This is a genomic window from Butyrivibrio hungatei (assembly GCF_001858005.1).
GTDB classification, from domain to species: domain Bacteria; phylum Bacillota; class Clostridia; order Lachnospirales; family Lachnospiraceae; genus Butyrivibrio; species Butyrivibrio hungatei.
Genome location: NZ_CP017831.1, coordinates 1907442 through 1927328, shown reverse-complemented (window position 1 = coordinate 1927328; position 19887 = coordinate 1907442). Strand labels below are relative to the sequence as shown.

At 38.8% G+C, this 19887-nt stretch carries 19 protein-coding genes; 15 read left to right on the top strand and 4 right to left on the bottom strand.

Annotated features, from left to right (window positions below; all coding sequences use genetic code 11):
- Nucleotides 1-36: 36 nt before the first annotated feature.
- From bhn_RS08880 to bhn_RS08870, 3 genes are read right to left on the bottom strand one after another with little or no spacing between them, the layout of a single operon-like run.
- Nucleotides 37-801 carry a LytR/AlgR family response regulator transcription factor gene (locus tag bhn_RS08880; protein ID WP_071176359.1) on the bottom strand — a complete coding sequence of 255 codons (765 nt, stop codon included), beginning with the start codon at nt 799-801 and terminating at the stop codon, nt 37-39.
- 20 nt (nt 802-821) lie between these two features.
- On the bottom strand, nt 822-1115 hold the full coding sequence (locus tag bhn_RS08875) for a DUF1294 domain-containing protein (protein ID WP_071176358.1): 294 nt from the start codon (nt 1113-1115) through the stop codon (nt 822-824).
- A 3-nt stretch (nt 1116-1118) separates the two neighbouring features.
- On the bottom strand, nt 1119-2342 hold the full coding sequence (locus tag bhn_RS08870) for an argininosuccinate synthase (protein WP_071176357.1): 1224 nt from the start codon (nt 2340-2342) through the stop codon (nt 1119-1121).
- Nucleotides 2343-2605: 263 nt separating this feature from the next.
- Here bhn_RS08870 and argC point away from each other — a divergent pair, with 263 nt between their 5' ends.
- The 15 genes from argC to bhn_RS08795 all read left to right on the top strand — a co-directional run bounded on the left by argC (nt 2606) and on the right by bhn_RS08795 (nt 18783).
- Nucleotides 2606-3661 carry an N-acetyl-gamma-glutamyl-phosphate reductase gene (argC, locus tag bhn_RS08865; protein WP_083385866.1) on the top strand — a complete coding sequence of 352 codons (1056 nt, stop codon included), beginning with the start codon at nt 2606-2608 and terminating at the stop codon, nt 3659-3661.
- A gap of 23 nt (nt 3662-3684) precedes the next feature.
- Nucleotides 3685-4128 carry a GNAT family N-acetyltransferase gene (locus tag bhn_RS08860; RefSeq protein ID WP_071176355.1) on the top strand — a complete coding sequence of 148 codons (444 nt, stop codon included), beginning with the start codon at nt 3685-3687 and terminating at the stop codon, nt 4126-4128.
- A gap of 14 nt (nt 4129-4142) precedes the next feature.
- A complete protein-coding gene (gene argJ / locus bhn_RS08855; RefSeq protein WP_071177489.1) occupies nt 4143-5366 on the top strand; it encodes a bifunctional ornithine acetyltransferase/N-acetylglutamate synthase in 1224 nt (407 codons plus the stop codon).
- A 10-nt stretch (nt 5367-5376) separates the two neighbouring features.
- A complete protein-coding gene (gene argB / locus bhn_RS08850) occupies nt 5377-6273 on the top strand; it encodes an acetylglutamate kinase (protein WP_071177488.1) in 897 nt (298 codons plus the stop codon).
- A gap of 21 nt (nt 6274-6294) precedes the next feature.
- Nucleotides 6295-7494, top strand: coding sequence for an aspartate aminotransferase family protein (locus bhn_RS08845; RefSeq protein WP_330393193.1), 1200 nt, complete (start codon nt 6295-6297; stop codon nt 7492-7494).
- Complete coding sequence (locus bhn_RS08840; RefSeq protein WP_071176354.1) at nt 7491-8993, top strand: sugar ABC transporter substrate-binding protein; 1503 nt, start codon at nt 7491-7493, stop codon at nt 8991-8993. The genes bhn_RS08845 and bhn_RS08840 overlap by 4 nt, the downstream gene beginning before the upstream one ends.
- A gap of 79 nt (nt 8994-9072) precedes the next feature.
- A complete protein-coding gene (locus bhn_RS08835) occupies nt 9073-9687 on the top strand; it encodes a helix-hairpin-helix domain-containing protein (RefSeq protein WP_071176353.1) in 615 nt (204 codons plus the stop codon).
- Nucleotides 9688-9705: 18 nt separating this feature from the next.
- Nucleotides 9706-10386, top strand: a complete 681-nt coding sequence (locus tag bhn_RS08830; RefSeq protein WP_071176352.1) for a response regulator transcription factor — start codon at nt 9706-9708, stop codon at nt 10384-10386.
- Nucleotides 10387-10400: 14 nt separating this feature from the next.
- A complete protein-coding gene (locus bhn_RS08825; protein WP_071177486.1) occupies nt 10401-11900 on the top strand; it encodes a sensor histidine kinase in 1500 nt (499 codons plus the stop codon).
- Between the two features lie 62 nt (nt 11901-11962).
- Nucleotides 11963-12832, top strand: a complete 870-nt coding sequence (locus bhn_RS08820; RefSeq protein ID WP_161487314.1) for a GerMN domain-containing protein — start codon at nt 11963-11965, stop codon at nt 12830-12832.
- Between the two features lie 20 nt (nt 12833-12852).
- Entirely contained in the window at nt 12853-15168 is a 2316-nt protein-coding gene (locus bhn_RS08815) for a DNA internalization-related competence protein ComEC/Rec2 (protein WP_083385862.1), read from the top strand.
- Between the two features lie 76 nt (nt 15169-15244).
- Nucleotides 15245-16270, top strand: a complete 1026-nt coding sequence (gene holA, locus bhn_RS08810) for a DNA polymerase III subunit delta (protein WP_071176349.1) — start codon at nt 15245-15247, stop codon at nt 16268-16270.
- A gap of 67 nt (nt 16271-16337) precedes the next feature.
- The gene (locus tag bhn_RS08805; RefSeq protein ID WP_071176348.1) at nt 16338-16973 is read left to right on the top strand and encodes a DUF1653 domain-containing protein; all 636 of its coding nucleotides are present in this window, start codon (nt 16338-16340) and stop codon (nt 16971-16973) included.
- Between the two features lie 6 nt (nt 16974-16979).
- A complete protein-coding gene (locus bhn_RS08800) occupies nt 16980-18005 on the top strand; it encodes a glycosyltransferase family 2 protein (protein WP_071176347.1) in 1026 nt (341 codons plus the stop codon).
- Between the two features lie 70 nt (nt 18006-18075).
- Nucleotides 18076-18783, top strand: coding sequence for a phosphatase PAP2 family protein (locus bhn_RS08795; RefSeq protein WP_071176346.1), 708 nt, complete (start codon nt 18076-18078; stop codon nt 18781-18783).
- 63 nt (nt 18784-18846) lie between these two features.
- On the opposite strand, the gene bhn_RS08790 is transcribed toward bhn_RS08795, so the two are convergent.
- Nucleotides 18847-19818 carry a diacylglycerol/lipid kinase family protein gene (locus bhn_RS08790; RefSeq protein ID WP_071176345.1) on the bottom strand — a complete coding sequence of 324 codons (972 nt, stop codon included), beginning with the start codon at nt 19816-19818 and terminating at the stop codon, nt 18847-18849.
- Nucleotides 19819-19887: the final 69 nt, after the last annotated feature.

Genomic DNA, 19887 nt, shown 5'->3' with positions numbered 1-19887 from the left:
ACGATAAAATCGACAGGTAAACCTTAGAATAATGAATTATTTATGTCGTTGATCCATGTCAGAATTTGCCTGCTCTTGGAGTTCTTTTAAGAGTTCTTTTGCTTGTTTGATCGAATTTCTGTAAATGAGTGAGATAGATAGTGCCATGCCATTATCAAGAGTTACTTTGCCAAAAGAGGTAGAGGCAATGTGATTGATATTGATAAGACCTGCATCTGAAACAGGACAGATCTGTGGGAAAATGGCACATTGATCGTAGAAATTGTAGATATCAGCAATGATAGAGATAGACCTACCTTCTGTGAGAGTGATCTCAAGCTCTGAGCCTTTCCTTTTTACGCAGATGATATCATCGCCCTTGGCGTAAATAGTGTCCTTTTGACCGCGAAGCTCCAAAACTTTGATAGGATCACCCATCATGAGCTTGATCTTATCCATTACCTCAGTAAGTTCAGCTACCTTGATCGGTTTATTTAGAAAAAGGATATTTTCCTCTGTCAAACCAAATTTTGTGGCTTCCTGCTCGTAATCAATGGTAGAAGAGCAGAGAATGATCGGCTTGGTCACACCGCGCTCTAATAGCATCCTGGCAATCTCAATGCCATTCTTTTCACTGGATGTCATGTCAACAAAAAGACCATGGTACATCTGAGGATGGATCATGAAGGCATCCACATTTCCATAGGAATCTATATAGAGCCTTTCACCGGATTCTTTGAAAATACGGTCAGACTGTCTTCCTAATAATCTTTCTGTTTGCTTTCTATCAGCAATGTTGTCATCACATACGGCTATATGCATAAGTGTACCTCACAGTTGTTTTAGATAAATCTGATCTCAAGCGGTAAAAAGAAAAGAACAACAATAATAACTATCTGAATAAGGAAAATAAGTGGCAGACCGAACTTAAAGTACCAGTGCTTGGTCTTGTGCTTAAAGAAAAACATCCCAATAGTAGAACCTAAGGAGCCACCTATGATTGCTACAGAAAAAAGGGTCGCCTCAGGAATGCGGAAGGCGCTTTTTCGCGCCCTCCTTTTATCAATTCCCATTAAGGCAAACCCAAAAATATTTACAACTACAAAATATATTATTATGTAAAAAAGTGAATTCATGGATTACTTATTGTTTTCCACTTCCTGCATCTTCATAGCACGAACCTTGGATGAGAGGCCAAAGAGGTTGATGAAGCCTTCTGCATCGTGGTGGTCATAAAGATCACCAGTCTTAAATGAAGCAATGCTCTCGTTGTAGAGAGAATATGGAGACTTGGTTCCAGCCTTGATGATGTTGCCTTTGTAGAGCTTGAAGGTAACTTCACCAGTGACATATTTCTGAGTTGACTCAATAAATGCCTGCTGTGCTTCGCGAAGAGGAGTGAACCATTTCCCTTCATAAACTATATCAGCAAACTTGTTGCCCATATCTTTCTTCATTGTATAGGTATCGCGGTCTAAAATCAACTCCTCAAGCTGTTGATGTGCCTCATAGAGAATAGTTCCACCAGGAGTTTCATATACACCACGTGATTTCATGCCTACTACACGGTTTTCCACGATATCAACGATACCGATACCATTTTCTCCGCCAAGCTTATTGAGGGTTCTGATGATATCAGATACCTTCATCTCTTTGCCATTTACTGATTTAGGGATACCTCCTTCAAATGTCATTGTGACAGTTGTTGGAGCGTCAGGAGCGTCTTCAGGGGTCTTTCCAAGAACTAAGAGATGCTTGTAGTTTGGCTCCTGTGAAGGATCTTCAAGTTCAAGACCTTCATGAGAAATGTGCCAGAGGTTTCTGTCACGGCTATAGCTTGAATCAGCAGAGAATGGAAGATTGATTCCATGTGCTTTGCAGTATTCAATCTCAGATTCACGAGAATCCATAGTCCACTTGTCGTTTCTCCAAGCAGCAATGATCTTGATATCTGGAGCAAGGGCTTTGATACCAAGCTCAAAACGGATCTGATCATTTCCTTTACCTGTAGCACCGTGGCAGATTGCAACAGCGCCTTCTTTTCTTGCTATCTCAACAAGCTTTTTTGCGATGAGTGGACGAGCCATTGATGTTCCTAAAAGGTACTTATTCTCATAAACAGCATGTGCCATAACACAAGGAACTACATATTCGTCGCAGAATTCATCAACTACATCTAAGATGTAAAGCTTGCTTGCGCCGCAGCTTGTAGCTCTTTCTTCAAGACCATCAAGTTCTTCTTCCTGACCACAGTCGATGCATACGCATACAACTTCATAATCGAAGTTCTCCTTGAGCCATGGGATGATAGCTGTTGTATCAAGTCCACCAGAGTAAGCTAGAATTACCTTTTCTTTTGCCATATCATTTCTCCTCATCTTTCTTTATGTTATTTTTCGATAATCTGTTTTATTGGTGCACGTTTAGTAGCACTTGACCATAATATAAAACACTCATGCATAAAATGCAATAGAAAAATGCATAAATATTTAAAAATTACAAAATTCCTGCATAAATATTTAAAAAGCTATTGCATTATTTTTTTTACGGTCGTATACTGAGCTTGTTTATACAAGGGTTTTAGCTTGTTTTTACAAAAATTCCATATAAAGGAAGGATGAATAAAATGATCAAAGTTGGGATTATTGGAGCAACTGGTTATGCAGGTGCTGAAATAGTAAGACTTATTATGGGACATCCTGATGCAGAGGTTGTGTGGTACGGATCTAGAAGCTACATAGATGAAAAGTACAGCAGCATTTATGGAAACTTCTTTAAGATGGTGGATGCTAAATGCCTAGATGACAATATGGATGCGCTTGCAAAAGAAGTTGATGTCATCTTTACGGCAACACCACAGGGACTGTGCGCAAGCCTTGTTAATGAAGAGATTCTTAGTAAGGTAAAGATCATTGATCTTTCAGCGGACTTTAGACTTAAGGATGTTTCAATATATGAGAAATGGTACAAGATAGAGCACAAGGCCCCTGAATATATAGATGAAGCAGTGTATGGACTTTGTGAGATAAACAGGGACAAGATCAAAAATGCAAGGCTTGTTGCTAATCCTGGCTGCTACACAACTTGTTCTATATTGACAGCATACCCACTTGTAAAAGAGGAACTTATAGATACAACAACTCTTATAGTTGACGCCTTAAGCGGTGTTTCTGGAGCTGGAAGAGGCGCAAAGGTAAATAACCTGTACTGCGAAGTCAATGAGAGCTGCAAGCCTTATGGAGTTACTAATCACAGACATACTCCTGAGATTGAAGAGCAGCTGGGATATGCAGCGGGAAAAGAGATCCTTATAAACTTTACACCTCATCTGGTTCCTATGAACAGAGGAATTCTGGCAACGGAATATGCAACTCTTTTGCCAAAGAAAGATGGAAGCCTTCCAACGTCAGAAGATATCAAGGCTGCATATGAAAAGTACTATGGAAATGAGGAATTCATCAGAATTCTTGGTGATGGTGTATATCCTGAGACCAGATGGGTTGAGGGCAGTAACTATGTTGATATTGGATTTAAGATCGATGAGCGCACTGGAAGGATCATAATGATGGGCGCTATTGATAATCTGGTAAAGGGCGCAGCTGGACAGGCAGTTCAGAATATGAACATTCTGTTTGGTCTTAAAGAGGATACAGGACTTAAGATAGTACCTCTTTTCCCATAATTAGAAAGACAGCAGGTGAGACTATGGTTCGTGTAATGACTATCGATGATTATGATGAAGTGTATTCGCTTTGGATGTCAATCCATGGATTTGGCATCAGATCTATAGATGATTCCAGGGAAGGCGTTGAGAGATTTTTAAAAAGAAATCCAACAACAAGCGCAGTAGATGTCGAGGACGGAAAGATAGTTGGAGCCATTTTATGCGGCCATGATGGAAGGAGAGCTTGCTTTTATCATGTATGCGTAAGTGAAAAGTACAGAATGCATGGAATAGGCAAGAAAATGGTGGAATTTTGCGTATCAAAGCTAAAGGAAGAGCATATTAATAAGGTGTGCCTTAATGCTTTTGTTACAAACGTGATAGGTAATAAGTTCTGGCAAAAGATGGGATGGTCTATGAGAAGCGACATGAACTATTACGATTTTGTTTTGAATGAGGACAATCTTACTATCTTTAATGAATAATGGGAGATGAGAGTATGAATATTATCGAAGGCGGCGTAACTGCAGCGAAGGGATTTGCAGCAAGTAGCTGTGAGGCAAATATCAAGTACAAAGACAGAACTGACATGGCGCTTGTTTTTTCTAAAGAGCCCTGTGTCTGCGCAGGAACCTTTACAACAAATGTTGTTAAAGCAGCTTGTGTCAAATGGGATCAGAAAATAGTAAAGTCTGGAGATGCAATGCATGCAGTTGTCATCAATTCAGGAATTGCCAATGCCTGCACCGGCAAAGAAGGCTTTGATGCCTGCGAAGCTACTGCTAAGGCAGTAGAAGAGAGCCTTAAGGTTCCATACACATCTGTTGCAGTTGCTTCTACGGGAGTTATTGGAATGCAGCTTCCTGTGGACAAGCTTGTTGCTGGTGTTGGAATGATGAGCAAAACGCTTGATGAGAGTATAGGCGCTGGAACAGATGCATCAAAAGCTATAATGACCACAGACACTGTAAATAAGGAAATTGCAGTAACATTTGATATTGATGGAAAGAATGTCACTCTTGGAGGAATGAGTAAGGGCTCAGGAATGATCCATCCTAATATGTGCACGATGCTCGCATTTCTTACAACTGATATTTCTATAGAAAAGAGTCTTTTACAGGAGGCAGTAAGCAGCGTTGTTGAGGATTCTTTTAACATGATAACTGTTGACGGAGACACATCCACAAACGATACGCTTCTATGCATGGCAAATGGCCTTGCAGGAAATAGCTGCATCAAGGATAAGGGAAAAGACTATGAAACATTCAAAGAAGCTCTTTCCTTTGTTTGTACCTTCCTTGCAAAGAAGATGGCTTCTGATGGAGAAGGCGCAACAAAGCTTTTTGAAGCAAAGGTTGTGAATGTTAAGTCCAAGGCTGATGCAAGAACACTTTCCAGATCCATCGTAGGTTCTAATCTGTCAAAGGCTGCTATCTACGGCTGCGATGCGAATTTTGGAAGATTCCTGTGCGCTATGGGATATTCTGGTGCTGATTTTGATCAAAACGATGTGGAGCTGTTCTTTGAAAGTAAGAATGGTAGACTTGAAGTTTTTCACAAAGGAACTCCCCTTGAATTTGATGAAGATAAAGCACTTCATATTATGAAGGCTGATGAAGTAACTGTTTTTGTGGATATGCATGAAGGAAATGAAGAAGCTACAGCCTGGGGATGCGATCTCACATATGATTATGTCAAGATAAATGCTGATTACAGAAGCTAAGGAGACGACTATGGATAAGGATATGGAAAGCGTACTTAAAAAAGCGGAGGTGCTTGTAGAGGCTCTTCCTTATATTCAGAAATTCAACAAGAAGATCATAGTAGTAAAATATGGCGGAAGTGCCATGAGTAATGAGGAACTACAAAAGAATGTGATAACTGATGTCACTCTTTTGAAGCTGGTAGGACTTAAACCTATTATCGTCCATGGCGGCGGCAAAGCCATAAGCTCTTGGGTAACAAAGGTAGGTAAAGAAGCACAGTTTGTCAACGGACTTCGCGTAACTGATAAGGAGACCATGGAAATAGCTGAGATGGTCCTTGGAAGAGTCAATAAGCAGCTGGTGACAATGGTTCAGGAACTTGGAGTTAAGGCAATTGGCATAAGCGGCAAGGACTCAGGTCTTTTGCATGTCACAAAGAAATACTCCGAGGGCCAGGACATTGGCTTTGTGGGAGAGGTTGATAAGGTTGATCCGCAGGTATTATTCGATCTTCTTGATAATGATTATCTTCCAATCGTTGCACCTATCGGACTTGATGATAATTTTGACACTTACAATATCAATGCTGATGACGCTGCGTGTGCTATTGCCAAGGCAGTTGGAGCTGATAAGCTTGCATTCCTTACTGATATTGAAGGCGTTTACAAAGACATAAATGATAAGTCTACATTTATTTCAAGACTTACATGTTCAGAGGCGGATGCTCTGATCGCAGGCGGCAACATAGGTGGAGGAATGCTTCCAAAACTTAACAACTGCACAGATGCCATAAAGGAAGGCGTTAACAGAGTGCATATCCTTGATGGAAGGATCCCGCATTGTATTTTGCTTGAGATCTTTACTAATAAGGGTGTTGGAACCATGTTTATGCCTGATAATGATGACCTTGCTGAAAATGAATGATCCAGGATTAAGGAGAGTGACATGAGCGAAACAATGAAGAAATACATAGATGAAGCTGAAAAGGCACTTCTTCATACATATAACAGATATCAGATAGTTTTGGACAAAGGTGATGGTGTATATCTGTATGATCTTGATGGAAAAAAGTATCTTGATTTTGTGGCTGGAATCGCTGTGTTTGCTTTTGGCTACAACTGCAAAGATTATAATGATGCTCTGAAAAATCAGATAGATAAGCTTCTTCATACATCTAATTACTATTATAATGTTCCGGCCATCGAGGCAGCCAAAAAGCTTAAGGAAGTATCCCAGATGGACAGGGTGTTCTTTACTAACAGTGGAGCAGAAGCAGTGGAAGGAGCGCTTAAGACAGCAAGGAAATATGCATATCTTAAGGATGGTAAAAATGATCATGAGATCATAGCCATGAATCATTCATTCCATGGAAGGACCTTTGGAGCTTTATCAGTAACAGGCAATCCACATTATAGAGAAGCTTTTGAACCAATGATCGGAAACATAAAATTTGCTGATCTAAATGACTTTGATAGCGTTCTTGCATGTGTAAATGAAAAAACATGTGCTATTATAATGGAGACTGTCCAGGGAGAAGGCGGTATTTTTCCTGCAGACAAAGAGTTCCTTGCTAAAGTAAGAAAATTATGCGACGAGAAGGATATTTTACTGATCCTTGATGAGATCCAGTGCGGAATGGGAAGGACAGGCTCTATGTTTGCCTGGCAGAGATATGGTATCAAGCCGGATATCATGACAACTGCCAAAGCTTTGGGCTGTGGAGTACCAGTTGGAGCTTTCCTTATGACTGAAAAAGTTGGAGCCAATTCACTTGTTGCAGGAGATCATGGAACAACCTATGGTGGAAACCCGTTTGCATGCGCTGCTATTAACAAAGTTCTTGATTTATTTAAGCAGGACAATATAATAGAGAATGTGAATGCGGTAGCACCATATCTTGAAAAGCGCCTTGATGAACTTGTTGATAAATATGACTTTATTTTAACTAGAAGAGGCGTAGGTCTGATGCAGGGACTTGTATTTAACAGACCTGTTGCTGAAGTTATCAATAAAGCTCTTGAAAAAGGCCTTATTTTGATAAACGCAGGCGCTGAGATCATAAGATTTGTGCCACCCCTCGTAATTACAAAGAAAAACGTGGATGACATGATAGAAATCTTAGACTCATGTCTGGGGAGTTTATGAAAGCAAGGATTAGAATTTTTTCAGTAATATTAATACTTTGTACTTTGGTGGGCACTATGATCTATGCCCGCCTGGGACAGAGTGTCTTTGAAGATAGATCTTTCTTTGAAAAGAAAAAGACTACTGTCAGAATATGGTATACGGATGATGCACTCACTCCATACCTTCAGAGTAGGGCAGTGGCTTATTCTGAATCTAGCAAAAAAGTCAGGATCGAACCTGTTCTTGTTTCAGGTCTTGAATATCTTGAAAACATCAACAAAGCTTCTTTGGAAGATGATAATTACCCAGATCTTTTTATAATAACAAACGACTCGCTTGAAAAAGCTTATCTTGCAGGTCTTGCCCTTGAAATTGACAACGGCGCTGCTTATCTTAATCCGGAAGTATTTCCATCAGCAGCTATTAATTCTGTTACTTACAAGGATAAGCTCATAGCTTACCCATTCTATTTTGAGACCAGTTCTCTTGTTTATAACAAGACATATCTTGATGAAATGGCAAGAGAGAATATTGCGGCTGAGATTGATAAGGCAGACGGAGAGGCGGCTCAGGAACAGGCTGATGAATCTTCAGATTCAGCATCAACTTCTGAATCAACAGCTGCTGTAGAAGAAGCGTCAGAAGCAGAGATTTCTCAGCAGCAGATCGATCAGTATGTAAATGCTTCACTTCCTCGTTCAATTGCAGATATTTTGAAATTCTCTTTGAGCTACAATGTGCCAGATGGCGTTGATGCTATTTTTAAATGGGATGTTACAGATATATTTTATAATTATTTCTTTGTAGGTAATTATATGAACGTAGGCGGCGAAGCCGGTGATGACGTTAATCAGATTGATATTTACAATACAGATACCATCAGCTGTATGAAGATTTATCAGCTTCTTAATCAGTTCTTTGCTATCGATGCAGATGATATTGATTACAATAAGGTTACAGATGATTTCATTAATGGTAAAATTGTATTTACAGTAGCAACAACAGATATTCTTGCAAAGATACAGGCTGCTCAGGCTTCTGGAGACTGCAAGTATGAATTTGCGGTAGCTGAGATCCCAGCTCTTTCACAGAAGTTTAGTACAAGGACAATGTCCGTTACTCAGTGTATCGTGGTTAATGGTTATTCAGAGCATCCTTCTGAAGCAAACTCTTTTGCCAAGTATCTTCTCAATGATAATTCAGGAGATATCTATACGCTTGGTGGTAAAGTAGCAGCTCACAATGGTGTAAATTATGGTGATGCCAACCTTGACACATTTGTTAAGGTATATAGCAATTCGGTTCCTATGCCTAAGACTATTGAGACAAGTAACCTGTGGATGCAGCTTGAGATAGCATTTACAGATATCTGGAACGGTGGAGATTGTAACAGCATCCTTAAGGCAGTTTCTGAGAATATCATGACTCAGGTTACAGGTGATGCTTATACTGAGGAGACTCTTCCTGATCCTGATGATGGGTCTATTACAGAAGGCCTTACTGAAGAGAGTGATTGATCTGTTATCACTTGCGAATTTTTTTACAATCGTCTAGAATAAAATAATGCATGGCGGGGTCCTCTTATTTGGAGGAAACATGCGTAAATTTTTAGTACTGATCGTAGCACTGGGACTACTTTTGACTGGGTGCACTAATGCTAACAACGGTTCTGACATAATTCTTACAGAGGTTACGGAGAATGAAACATTTTCTGATTCTTCGGATTCTGACCTTTGTGACTCAAATGAGGGCGCCAGTAATACACTAGTAGAAACGACAATGGTTATCTATATCTGTGGAGCAGTGGTATCTCCTGGAGTTTATGAGCTTCCTGCGGGGAGTAGAGTAAATGATGCAGTGATGGCTGCGGGAGGTTTTTCTGCAGAAGCTGATCATAACTACGTTAATCTGGCTGAACCTATCTCAGATGGTATCAAGATACAGATCCCAACAGTTCAAGAAGTAAGTACTTTACAGCCCGAAATATCAGATAGCTTTTCGAATTCTGATCCAAGATCAGGGCTTGTTAATATCAACAGAGCTTCCAAGGAAGAACTGAAGACTATTCCTGGCATCGGCGACGGGATAGCCAATAAGATAATTGATTATCGCACGCAAAATGGGAATTTTAGTACCATTGAAGATATTATGAAAGTATCTGGAATAAAAGAAAAACTTTTTTCTAAGATAAAGGATCATATAACTGTATAGAAAGAAAGTGGTGAGGGAATGAGCAAGAAGGCACTAGTAGTAGATGATGAGAAAGCAATAGTAAAAGGAATCAAATTCAGCCTTGAACAGGATGGTATGGTTGTTGATTGTGCATATGATGGTCAGGAAGCAATAGATATGGCTAAGGCCAATGAGTATGACATTATTTTACTTGATGTTATGCTTCCTAAATTTACCGGTTTTGAAGTGTGCCAGCAGATTCGTGAATTTTCAACTGTTCCTATCATTATGTTGACAGCTAAGGGCGATGACATGGACAAGATCCTTGGCCTTGAGTATGGAGCAGATGATTATATTACCAAGCCTTTCAATATTCTTGAGGTAAAGGCAAGGATCAAAGCAATCATCCGTAGAACAACAAAAGCTCCTTCAGATGAGCATTGCCTGATCTTTGGAGACCTTAAACTTAATGAGGCTTATAGAAGAGTATTCGTTAAGGAAAAAGAGATCAACGTTACAAGTAGAGAATATGAGCTTTTGGAACTTCTTATCCACAATCCTGGAAAGGTTTATTCAAGAGAAGAGCTTCTTGAAACTATCTGGGGGTCAGAGTATCCAGGCGATGAGAGAACAGTAGATGTACATATCAGAAGACTTAGAGAAAAGCTTGAAGTTAATCCAAGTGAGCCAAGATATGTGAGAACTAAGTGGGGAAGCGGATACTATTTCCAGGGATGATTTCAACTAGCGATATGGCCGAATTTTTTAAACAAATCAACATTCGAAATATACTAAAAAGTCTACGAGTACGATTTTTCATAATTGTCTTTATAACAGGTTTTGCGTCATGTTTTGCGATGCATACCCTTATTTTGGATAGTTATGAAGATCGTGCTGTCAATGTTAGATCGTCTGAGATTCAAACTCAGCTCAGAATCTTGGCAAATCATTTGATCACATATAATTATCTCCAGGATACCTCTTCAGAAGTTATAAATGCAGAACTTGATATGCTTGCCAATCTTTATGATGGTCGTGTAATGGTTATCAACGACGATCTTAAGGTTGTAAAGGATACTTATAATATAAGTCAGGGAAAGACTATTATCTCTGAGGAAGTTGTTAAGTGCCTTAAGACTGGATCAAAGGGAACAGTCTCAAAATATGACAGTGCAAATGGCTATATTGAGATGATTACGCCTATCATTACAACAGAGATGATAGAAGAGGGCGATGTTACCGGAAGTTCAACATCCAATGAGGTTGTAAGAGGTGTTTTACTTACAAGTGTATCAACAGATACTATTGATACTACTTTGTCTATCCTTAGTAAAAGAGCTACAACACTTGAAACTATCATTGTTTTAGTTATCCTTGTATTTGCAGTACTTGTTTCACAGGCACTTCTTAAACCATTCGACAGGATTACAGCAGCTATCAATGATGTTAAGGCTGGTTATACTGATGACCCTGTTATTGGCCCTAACTATTATGAGACTGAACAGATCATCAATGCTTTTAATGCTCTTTTGAGACGAATGAAGGTTTTGGATGATTCAAGACAGGAATTTGTATCAAATGTCTCTCATGAGCTCAAGACACCTATTACATCCATCAAGGTTCTTGCTGATTCTCTTTTATCTCAGCAGGATGTACCAAATGAAGTCTATAGAGAGTTCATGCAGGATATTGGAGCTGAGATTGACAGAGAGGATAAGATCATCAATGATCTTTTAGCTCTTGTTAAGATGGATAAAAAGGCTTCTGGACTTAATATTACTTCTGTAGATGTAGTTCTTTTAACAGAGGTGGTTCTTAAGAGGATGAAACCTATAGCTCAGAGACGCAACATAGATCTTACACTTGAGAGTAAGAGGACTATCACTGCTGAGATCGATGAGGTTAAGATATCGCTTGTTATTATGAACCTTGTTGAAAATGCTATTAAATATAATAGAGACAATGGTTGGGTTAAGGTTGAGCTTGACGCTGATCACCAGTATTTCACAGTGAAGGTTATGGATTCAGGTATTGGTATTCCTGGAGATTCTTTGGATCATATTTATGAGAGATTCTACCGTGTAGATAAGTCCAGATCACGAGAAATCGGTGGAACCGGTCTGGGTCTTGCTATTGCTAGAAATGCTGTGCTCATGCACAGAGGAACAATTGATGTTACCAGTACAGTTGATGAAGGGACAACATTTACTGTTAAGATTCCTCTTATCAGTAATGGCTCAAAAGTATTATGAAGTTGAAGATCAGACATCAAATCAAAAAAATAATATCTTTAGGTCTTTGTGTCAGTCTTTTTATGTCCATGGTATCCTGTGGAAATGGAAGCCGCGAAGATGAAGAAAACTTTAAGGTATATTATATCAATCCAGAGGAGACCGGCATCATTTCAAAGGTCTACAATATTGAAGCTGGTGAAGATGATATAGAAGGCATAATAAATGAACTTCTTGATGTGCTAAAGACGGATTCAGACAAGCGTGATTACGTGGCACCTATCAAGAATGTCACGCTTTCAGGTTATTCTTTAAAGGATAAGATACTTACACTTAATTTTGGAAGAAACTACAACGAGCTTGGAAGAACTATTGAGATACTAAACAGAGCTGCAATAGTAAGAACCTTCTCACAGCTTGATTTTATTGATTACGTAACATTTCAGATTGAAGGAACGCCGCTTACTGACCACTATGGCAATATCATTGGCAATATGTCTGCGGATCAGTTCATCTATAATGTTGGTAATGAGATCAACACCTATGAAAAGATCGAGCTTAAGCTTTATTTTGCAAATGAAACAGGAGACAAGCTTGTTCCTGTTTATAGATCTGTAGTATACAACAGTAATATTTCCATGGAGAGGCTTGTGGTAGAGCAGGTCATTGGCGGACCAAATACCAACATAGCTTTTCCGACTATCAACAAGGATTGTAAGCTTAACAGTATCAGCATCAAAGATGGTGTCTGCTATGTAGACTTTGACTCGGCATTTTTGACACAGCCCAATAATGTAACAGCTGAGGTTGCACTTTACTCAGTAGTAAACTCCATCGTTGAGTTTTCGAATGTGAATAAGGTTGTATTGTCCGTAAACGGTGAGCTTACATTCACTTACATGGATTTTGTTATTTCGGGTTCATATGAGAGGAATCTGGATATTATAGAATAAGTTTTAGGAGTTTTGTTTTTATGAAACGGCCGTTATGTTTCATTTCCTTGATCATTACGGCGATTGTCTTTATCTATCTTGAATTTTCTGTTTCTACATTAACGAACTATTCTCCTGTGGCGGAAGATGGCTCCTTCATTGAAATGACAGGAATTGTTTCCGAGAAGGAAGTCAGATTGGGGCTTACAGGAGAAGAAGTTCTAGTTATCTATCTGATTCCCAGTGATAGGTTAAAAGGAAATTTTAAATATGTTGAATGCTATCTCGAAAATGATGGTTTTAAGCCTTCTGTTGGAGAGATGGTTTCTTTGGGCGGCAAAGTAAGCGCCTTCTCATCTCCCAGAAATCCTGGAGAGTTCGACAGTCGTCTGTATTATTCGTCATTAAAAATTGCATATAGATTGTATAATGCCAGGATTTACGCTTCAGATGGCAAAAGAGATTTCATCAAGGAAAATCTTTATAGGCTTAGACGGTTCCTGGAATATATCCTGGATAACAGGCTTGATAAGAATGATTCCTCTATCATGAAGGCTGTCCTTTTGGGTGACAAGGCTTTTATGGATGATGAGGTAAAAGAACTATACAAAAACAGTGGTATTATGCATGTTTTAGCTGTTAGTGGTCTCCACATCTCTATACTGGGAATGGGAGTATATAAACTTCTAAAAAAACTAAAGCTTCCTATGGTGTTAGGAACATCAATATCTATAGCTATAATGTTTCTCTATGGTAGTATGTGTGGTCTTAGTACATCAGCCTTTAGAGCGATATGCATGTTTGTGGTCATGATACTTTCAAAGGTGCTAGGAAGGACCTATGATGTACTTTCAGCCCTGGCTCTTTCAGAACTGCTTCTTATTTTTGATCAGCCATTATATCTGTATAACAGTGGCTTTTTGTTTTCTTTTGCTGCGGTAGTTGCAATAGCACTTATTAAGCCAAATCTCTTTTCACAAAATGATGGGAAAAGGCTAAGAAAAATGAGGTTTGTTGATGATAAGAAAGATGGCTTTATTAAACGATATGCTGATAAAACCATGGAGAGCATGAAAGTAGGAATCTGTGTCACTATCATGACGCTTCCAGTCTATGTCAGCTTTTATTATACATTTCCGATATACTCATTTTTTCTAAATATTGTTGTGTTGCCATTAATGGAACCACTTATGATTCTTGGGATCATTTTATTACTTACTGGCTGCATAGCATATTTTCTGCTTTCCATTGTATCTATGGCTCTTTTAGGAATGGGAGTAGGGATATTTGTTGATATAGAGGCTTTTTTGATACATGTGATACTTAAGATCTACAGTACACTATGTCTTGGAACCGGCATTCTTCCAGGCAAGATCCTTTATCTTGGGCATTCTCAGAAGTGGAAGATAGTTTTGTATTATGTGCTTATGGCACTTATTATCATATTTCCAAAAGTGAAGATAAATAATAAGGTACTTCGTTATAGATATTGTGGGAAGTGGTTAGTCTTGATATCAGCTACCGTCATCCTTTTATATAAAAATCTCCCGGACCTTCAGATATCTATGATAGATGTTGGCCAGGGAGACTCCATTTTATTAAGAACGCACCATGAAACCATTTTGATAGACGGAGGTAGTACAAGCAAAAAGAAAGTCGGAAAATACTCTATAATTCCATATTTATCCTATGAAGGCATTGGGAAACTTGACGCTGTGGTAATAACTCATGAAGATTTAGATCATATTTCAGGCATATTAGAGATCTTTGATCTTGTGAAAAAAGATGATTTTGTTATCAACAATCTGATACTTCCAGATGTGTATAAGTTATGCAGGAAAAAGGGCTATCTGGAACTTGAGGAGGCAGCAAAAGAGCTGGGAATCCCTGTTAGTTACATCAGCTGCGGCGAAAAAATAGCATTCAAGGACCTTGAACTTACCTGTCTTAATCCACAAAAAGATATGACAGTAGAAGGAGCAAATGAGTATTCTACGGTTCTTTATCTAAAGTATGGACAGTTCAAAGCTCTTTTTACAGGAGATGTTGAAGGAAAAGGGCAGGAGCACCTTGTGGCAGACATCAAAAAAGATAAAGCTGAATATGAGGATCTGACATTATTGAAGGTTGCTCATCATGGATCCAGATATACTACAGATACTGAATTTGTAGAACTTTTAAGTCCAAAAGTTGCATGTATCAGCTGCGGTGAAGGTAATTCCTACGGCCATCCACATGCTGAGCTTCTTGAAAGGCTGAAGAATTCAGGGACCAGGATATATAGAACAGATGAATCAGGTAATATTACTGTAAAGATCAACGGCAATAAAATGAATATCCGTGCATTTTTGGACTAAAACCGTGTTTATTGCATTAGATCTTCCATATCTGTTAGAATAATTCCTGAAGCAAGTTTTTTGGGAGATTAGACAAATGGCTGTAAAGACATCAGACTTTCCTGCTAAGCAAAGACAACTTAATGAAGACATCAAGAATGGTACTTTTAAGCAGTGCTATTTGATATATGGACAGGAAGCATACCTTAGATTGCAGAATCGGGATAAGCTTGTTAAAGCCCTTGGAGGCGGAGCTGATTCCATGAATTTTACAAGGTATGAGGGAGATTCCATCAATCCAGCTGAAGTCATTGATATGGCTGAGACACTTCCTTTTTTATCAGATAAAAGAGTCATTCTTGTTGAGAACAGTGGTTTTTTTAAGAGCGGATGTGCTGAGCTTGCAGAATATCTTAAGGCCCCATCAGAGACAACCTTCTTTATATTTGTTGAGAAAGAAGTAGATAAGAGAAAAGACATCTTTAAGGCGGCTTCTAAGTTAGGACTCGAGATGGGATGCGACGAGCAGGATGAAGAAACCCTTAAAAAGTGGGTTTACAGCAAGTTTAAGTCTGAGGGCAAGAATATATCAGGCAGAGCGCTTTCTTTTTTTATAGAGCGTGTTGGAACTGATATGTCCAATATAAGTAGCGAGATAGAGAAGCTTGTGTGCTATTGCATAGATAGGAGCGAAGTTACAGAAGAGGACATTGAAGCAGTATGTGCTAACTGGATCACCAGCAGGATCTTTGCAATGACAGATGCTATAGCTGACAGAAATCAAAAAAGAGCTATCGACCTGTATTATGATCTTCTTGCGTTAAAGGAACCACCAGCCAAGATTCTGGCTCTTATTACAAGACAGTTTAATCTTATGCTACAGATAAAGGAAATGACTGATAACCATAGGGAGAAGGGACAGATAGCAAGTGCTGCAGGAATAGCGCCTTTCCTTGTTGGAAAATATCAGAACTGGGCAAGAGAATTTAGTTTTAACGAGCTTCGTGATGCACTGGAACTTTGTGCTTCCAATGATGAGGCAGTTAAGACGGGTAAGCTTGATTACGTTATTTGCGTTGAGATAGTGATAATAGGATGCACAACCAAGAGACCTAAGGCTTAATTTGAAAAAAGATATTTATAGGGTTATACTAGGTAGATGTGCAAAATGTTTTTATAGGAGGAGCACAGTGGATAGACCAAGACCAATACCACAGGAGATATACAGACATTTTAAGGGAAATCTGTATCAGATCGTCACTATAGCGATACATTCAGAGACCAGAGAGGAATTGGTTGTTTACCAGGCGCTCTATGGCGACTACAAGACATATTGCAGACCTCTTTCAATGTTTATGTCTGAAGTAGACAGGGTCAAGTATCCTGAAGTTACACAGAAATATCGTTTTGAAAAGGTTGAGAAGGCTTTGCTTGAACAGCCAAAGACCGAGAAGATGCCTGAGAGCGGGGCTGAAGTCAAGGCAGAAGAAAAGAAAGTGAACCATTCAACTACTGAGACTATAAGAGAACAGTTTAGAAACGAGCCATACAAACATTCTGAGGTAATGGATAAGACAGTAGATGCTGAAGCCGAGGAACTCAATCTTGATCCACTTGTTATAGAGTTCATGGATGCAGATCTTGCTGCGGACAAAAATGACATCTTATCCAAGTTAAGACCTGTTATCACCAACGATATGATCGATATCATGGCCATGTCTCTTGGTGTGGTTGTAGAAGAGGGCGATGTCTATGACAGATATGCAGACCTTCGTACCTGCCTTACAACAATGGAAAAATTTGAAAGCACTAGATTAAGGAGTTAATAGATAATGAAATTACTTTCAGTTGCGATACCTTGTTACAATTCTGAAGCCTACATGAGCAAGTGTATTGATTCACTTTTAGTAGGTGGAGAAGAAGTCGAGATCATAATTGTAGATGATGGATCAAAGGATAGAACAGCAGAGATTGCTGATGAATATGCCAAGAAATATCCTACCATCGTTAAAGCAGTTCATAAGCCAAATGGCGGACATGGAAGCGCAGTTAATGCCGGAATTGAGAATGCTACAGGTCTTTTCTTTAAGGTTGTAGATTCTGATGACTGGGTAAAAGAGATAGCTTACAGAAAGATCCTTTCAACACTGGCAGAGCTTGCTGGTGGAGAGACACAGCTTGACCTTCTTATCAGTAACTTTGTTTATAACAAGGTTGGAGAGAAAAGACATAAGGTAATGCGCTATAACACTATGTTCCCTATTGAGGAGCTCTTTACATGGAAAGATGTTAAGAGAACACCTAAGGGACATTACCTGTTAATGCATTCTGTTATCTTTAGAACAAAGCTTTTGAAGGATTGTGGACTAAAGCTTCCTGAGCACACATTCTATGTGGATAACATCTATGTTTTCAATCCATTGCCATTTGTTAAGACAATGTATTACCTTGATGTTAATTTCTATTATTACTACATTGGACGTGAAGATCAGTCTGTTAACCAGAAGATCATGCTTTCAAGAATTGATCAGCAGCTTAGAGTTAACAAGCTTATGATCGACTATTATGTAGAAAATTATGGAATGATCCGTTCTCAGAGAGAAAGACATAAGTACATGTTCAACTATCTCGAGATCATTACAGCTATTTCATCTGTACTCCTTATTACTGAGGATACAGAGGAAAATCTTGCTAAGAGAAAAGAACTTCTTGACTATATAAAGGAAAAGAATTTCTGGCTCTATGTCAAGATCAGATACAGTATCGAAGGAACATATATCTATCTTCCAGGAAAGGGCGGAAGAAAGATTACTTTAGCAGGATATAAACTCCTTCAGAAAATATTTCACTTTAATTAATAATTAAAGTGTGCTAGAGTAGTTCCAAGCAAATTTGTTTTGTTTTTGTTACATGAGGGGCAATATTATTATGAAAGAAAAAATCGAAAGATGGATAGGAAGGCCGCTTGACATGGAGTACTTCCATGATCTGCTTATGCTTTTTAAACCGATCATGATCTATGCTCCAATCTACATGATCTGGTTTATCTGTATAGAGAGACATAGATTTGCTCACTATGCAGTGATCCATACAGCAGTAGATGACATTATTCCATTTGTTGAGGCCTTTGTTATCCCGTACTACATGTGGTTTTTGTATGTGTCTCTTACATTGGTATTTTTTATGCTGATGTGTGACATAGAAGATTACTACAAGAATTTCATTTTTTTAGCTACTGGAATGACTATTTTCCTTGTTATTTCTACAGTCTTTCCTAATATGCACCAGCTTAGACCTGCGGTATTTCCAAGAGACAATATCTTTACCCATATGGTTGGCATTATTTATGCTAGTGATACACCAACTAATTTGTGGCCAAGTATCCATGTTTATAATTCTCTTGGAACAATGATAGCAATTCATCGCAGTAAGAGATTTAATAAGTTGGCAAAGGCAATAAGTGATTTTATTGGAATTTCAATCATTCTTTCAACTCTTTTCATCAAGCAGCATTCTATGTATGATGTGATAACAGCCTTCATAATGGCTACTGTGTTCTATCTTTTGATATATCACACATCCTTCATGGAAACCTTCTGCAAGAAGAGAGAAGAAAAGCTTGCGTATTACAATTAAACAGATATGACATTTTAAAACCGGTATGAGATTACTCATACCGGTTTTTATATTTAGTGTTTATCAGCACATCATTGATAACTTCTGCTGAAGGCATTCAACTGTAATATTGTCAGATTTAACAGATACTTCGCCATCTGTATGAACCCACATAGGAATCATGGTCTTGATCGTTGCTTTTTGAACGACGTGATGGCCTATGCCCTTGATCCAGTAGTAATTGCCAAAAAATGAAAATGGAAGAGCAAACATCATCCTTGCTGGAGGCATATCACCTGCGTAGCACAGATCGAATTTACCATCTGTAAGGTCAGCTTTTGGTGCAAAATTAAAACCGCCTCCCTCGTAGTGGTGTACCATGGCAGCAATAAAGATAAAGCGCTTTAAATGCACGGTAGTGCCGTCATCAAGTTCAATGTCGCAGGGTATCTTATCAGCCTTAAGAAGCTGTCTGATAGCTATGAGACCATAGGTGAGCTTACCTAGACCAATCTTGTTTAAAAAGTTCTTGGTTCCGGAAGATAAAGCTTCCTCGCATACAGCTGCATCAAAACCTATTCCTGAACTTACATCAAAATATCTTGTGTTTGATACTGTGTCGTCATGCAGCCTTGATAAAGGCTTGGTCATATTGTTGTATGTCAGCTTTCCGAGATCCAAAGATCTTGTCTTTTCGCCCTTTATAATTGAATCCAACAGTTCATCCACATCTTTAGGATAAGACAGATCCCTTGCAAAATCATTTGAAGATCCGATGGGAATGTAGCCAAGAAGTACATCATCGAAATTAGTTATTCCGTTGATGGCCTCATTAAGCGTTCCGTCTCCTCCAAGAACTACTATCTTAAAAGGTGCTTCTATACCTTCATCCGGGTTTTCCATAAGATTTCTGACTATCTTTGTGGCATCACCTGGTCCCTTAGTAAGGTAAGGTCTATAGTCTAATTTTTTTTCTAAGAATTTGTACTCGAGTTTGTTCCAGATTTCTTTTCCTTTTCCTGAGCGGGCTGAAGGATTCACTATGCAGTAATACATAAGACACTCCTGTTAAAAGAATTAATCGAAAACATTATAGCATTTTTTTGGATAGTATGGTACGATATG

Coding starts and splice junctions, on each gene's coding strand:
- holA (WP_071176349.1), top strand. CDS start 15,245: ATGGCTGTAAAGACATCAGACTTTCCTGCTAAGCAAAGACAACTTAAT.
- bhn_RS08830 (WP_071176352.1), top strand. CDS start 9,706: ATGAGCAAGAAGGCACTAGTAGTAGATGATGAGAAAGCAATAGTAAAA.
- bhn_RS08860 (WP_071176355.1), top strand. CDS start 3,685: ATGGTTCGTGTAATGACTATCGATGATTATGATGAAGTGTATTCGCTT.
- bhn_RS08790 (WP_071176345.1), bottom strand. CDS start 19,818: ATGTATTACTGCATAGTGAATCCTTCAGCCCGCTCAGGAAAAGGAAAA.
- bhn_RS08845 (WP_330393193.1), top strand. CDS start 6,295: ATGAGCGAAACAATGAAGAAATACATAGATGAAGCTGAAAAGGCACTT.
- bhn_RS08795 (WP_071176346.1), top strand. CDS start 18,076: ATGAAAGAAAAAATCGAAAGATGGATAGGAAGGCCGCTTGACATGGAG.
- bhn_RS08870 (WP_071176357.1), bottom strand. CDS start 2,342: ATGGCAAAAGAAAAGGTAATTCTAGCTTACTCTGGTGGACTTGATACA.
- argC (WP_083385866.1), top strand. CDS start 2,606: ATGATCAAAGTTGGGATTATTGGAGCAACTGGTTATGCAGGTGCTGAA.
- bhn_RS08880 (WP_071176359.1), bottom strand. CDS start 801: ATGCATATAGCCGTATGTGATGACAACATTGCTGATAGAAAGCAAACA.
- bhn_RS08875 (WP_071176358.1), bottom strand. CDS start 1,115: ATGAATTCACTTTTTTACATAATAATATATTTTGTAGTTGTAAATATT.
- bhn_RS08835 (WP_071176353.1), top strand. CDS start 9,073: ATGCGTAAATTTTTAGTACTGATCGTAGCACTGGGACTACTTTTGACT.
- bhn_RS08825 (WP_071177486.1), top strand. CDS start 10,401: ATGGCCGAATTTTTTAAACAAATCAACATTCGAAATATACTAAAAAGT.
- bhn_RS08820 (WP_161487314.1), top strand. CDS start 11,963: ATGTCCATGGTATCCTGTGGAAATGGAAGCCGCGAAGATGAAGAAAAC.
- argB (WP_071177488.1), top strand. CDS start 5,377: ATGGATAAGGATATGGAAAGCGTACTTAAAAAAGCGGAGGTGCTTGTA.
- bhn_RS08815 (WP_083385862.1), top strand. CDS start 12,853: ATGAAACGGCCGTTATGTTTCATTTCCTTGATCATTACGGCGATTGTC.
- bhn_RS08800 (WP_071176347.1), top strand. CDS start 16,980: ATGAAATTACTTTCAGTTGCGATACCTTGTTACAATTCTGAAGCCTAC.
- bhn_RS08840 (WP_071176354.1), top strand. CDS start 7,491: ATGAAAGCAAGGATTAGAATTTTTTCAGTAATATTAATACTTTGTACT.
- argJ (WP_071177489.1), top strand. CDS start 4,143: ATGAATATTATCGAAGGCGGCGTAACTGCAGCGAAGGGATTTGCAGCA.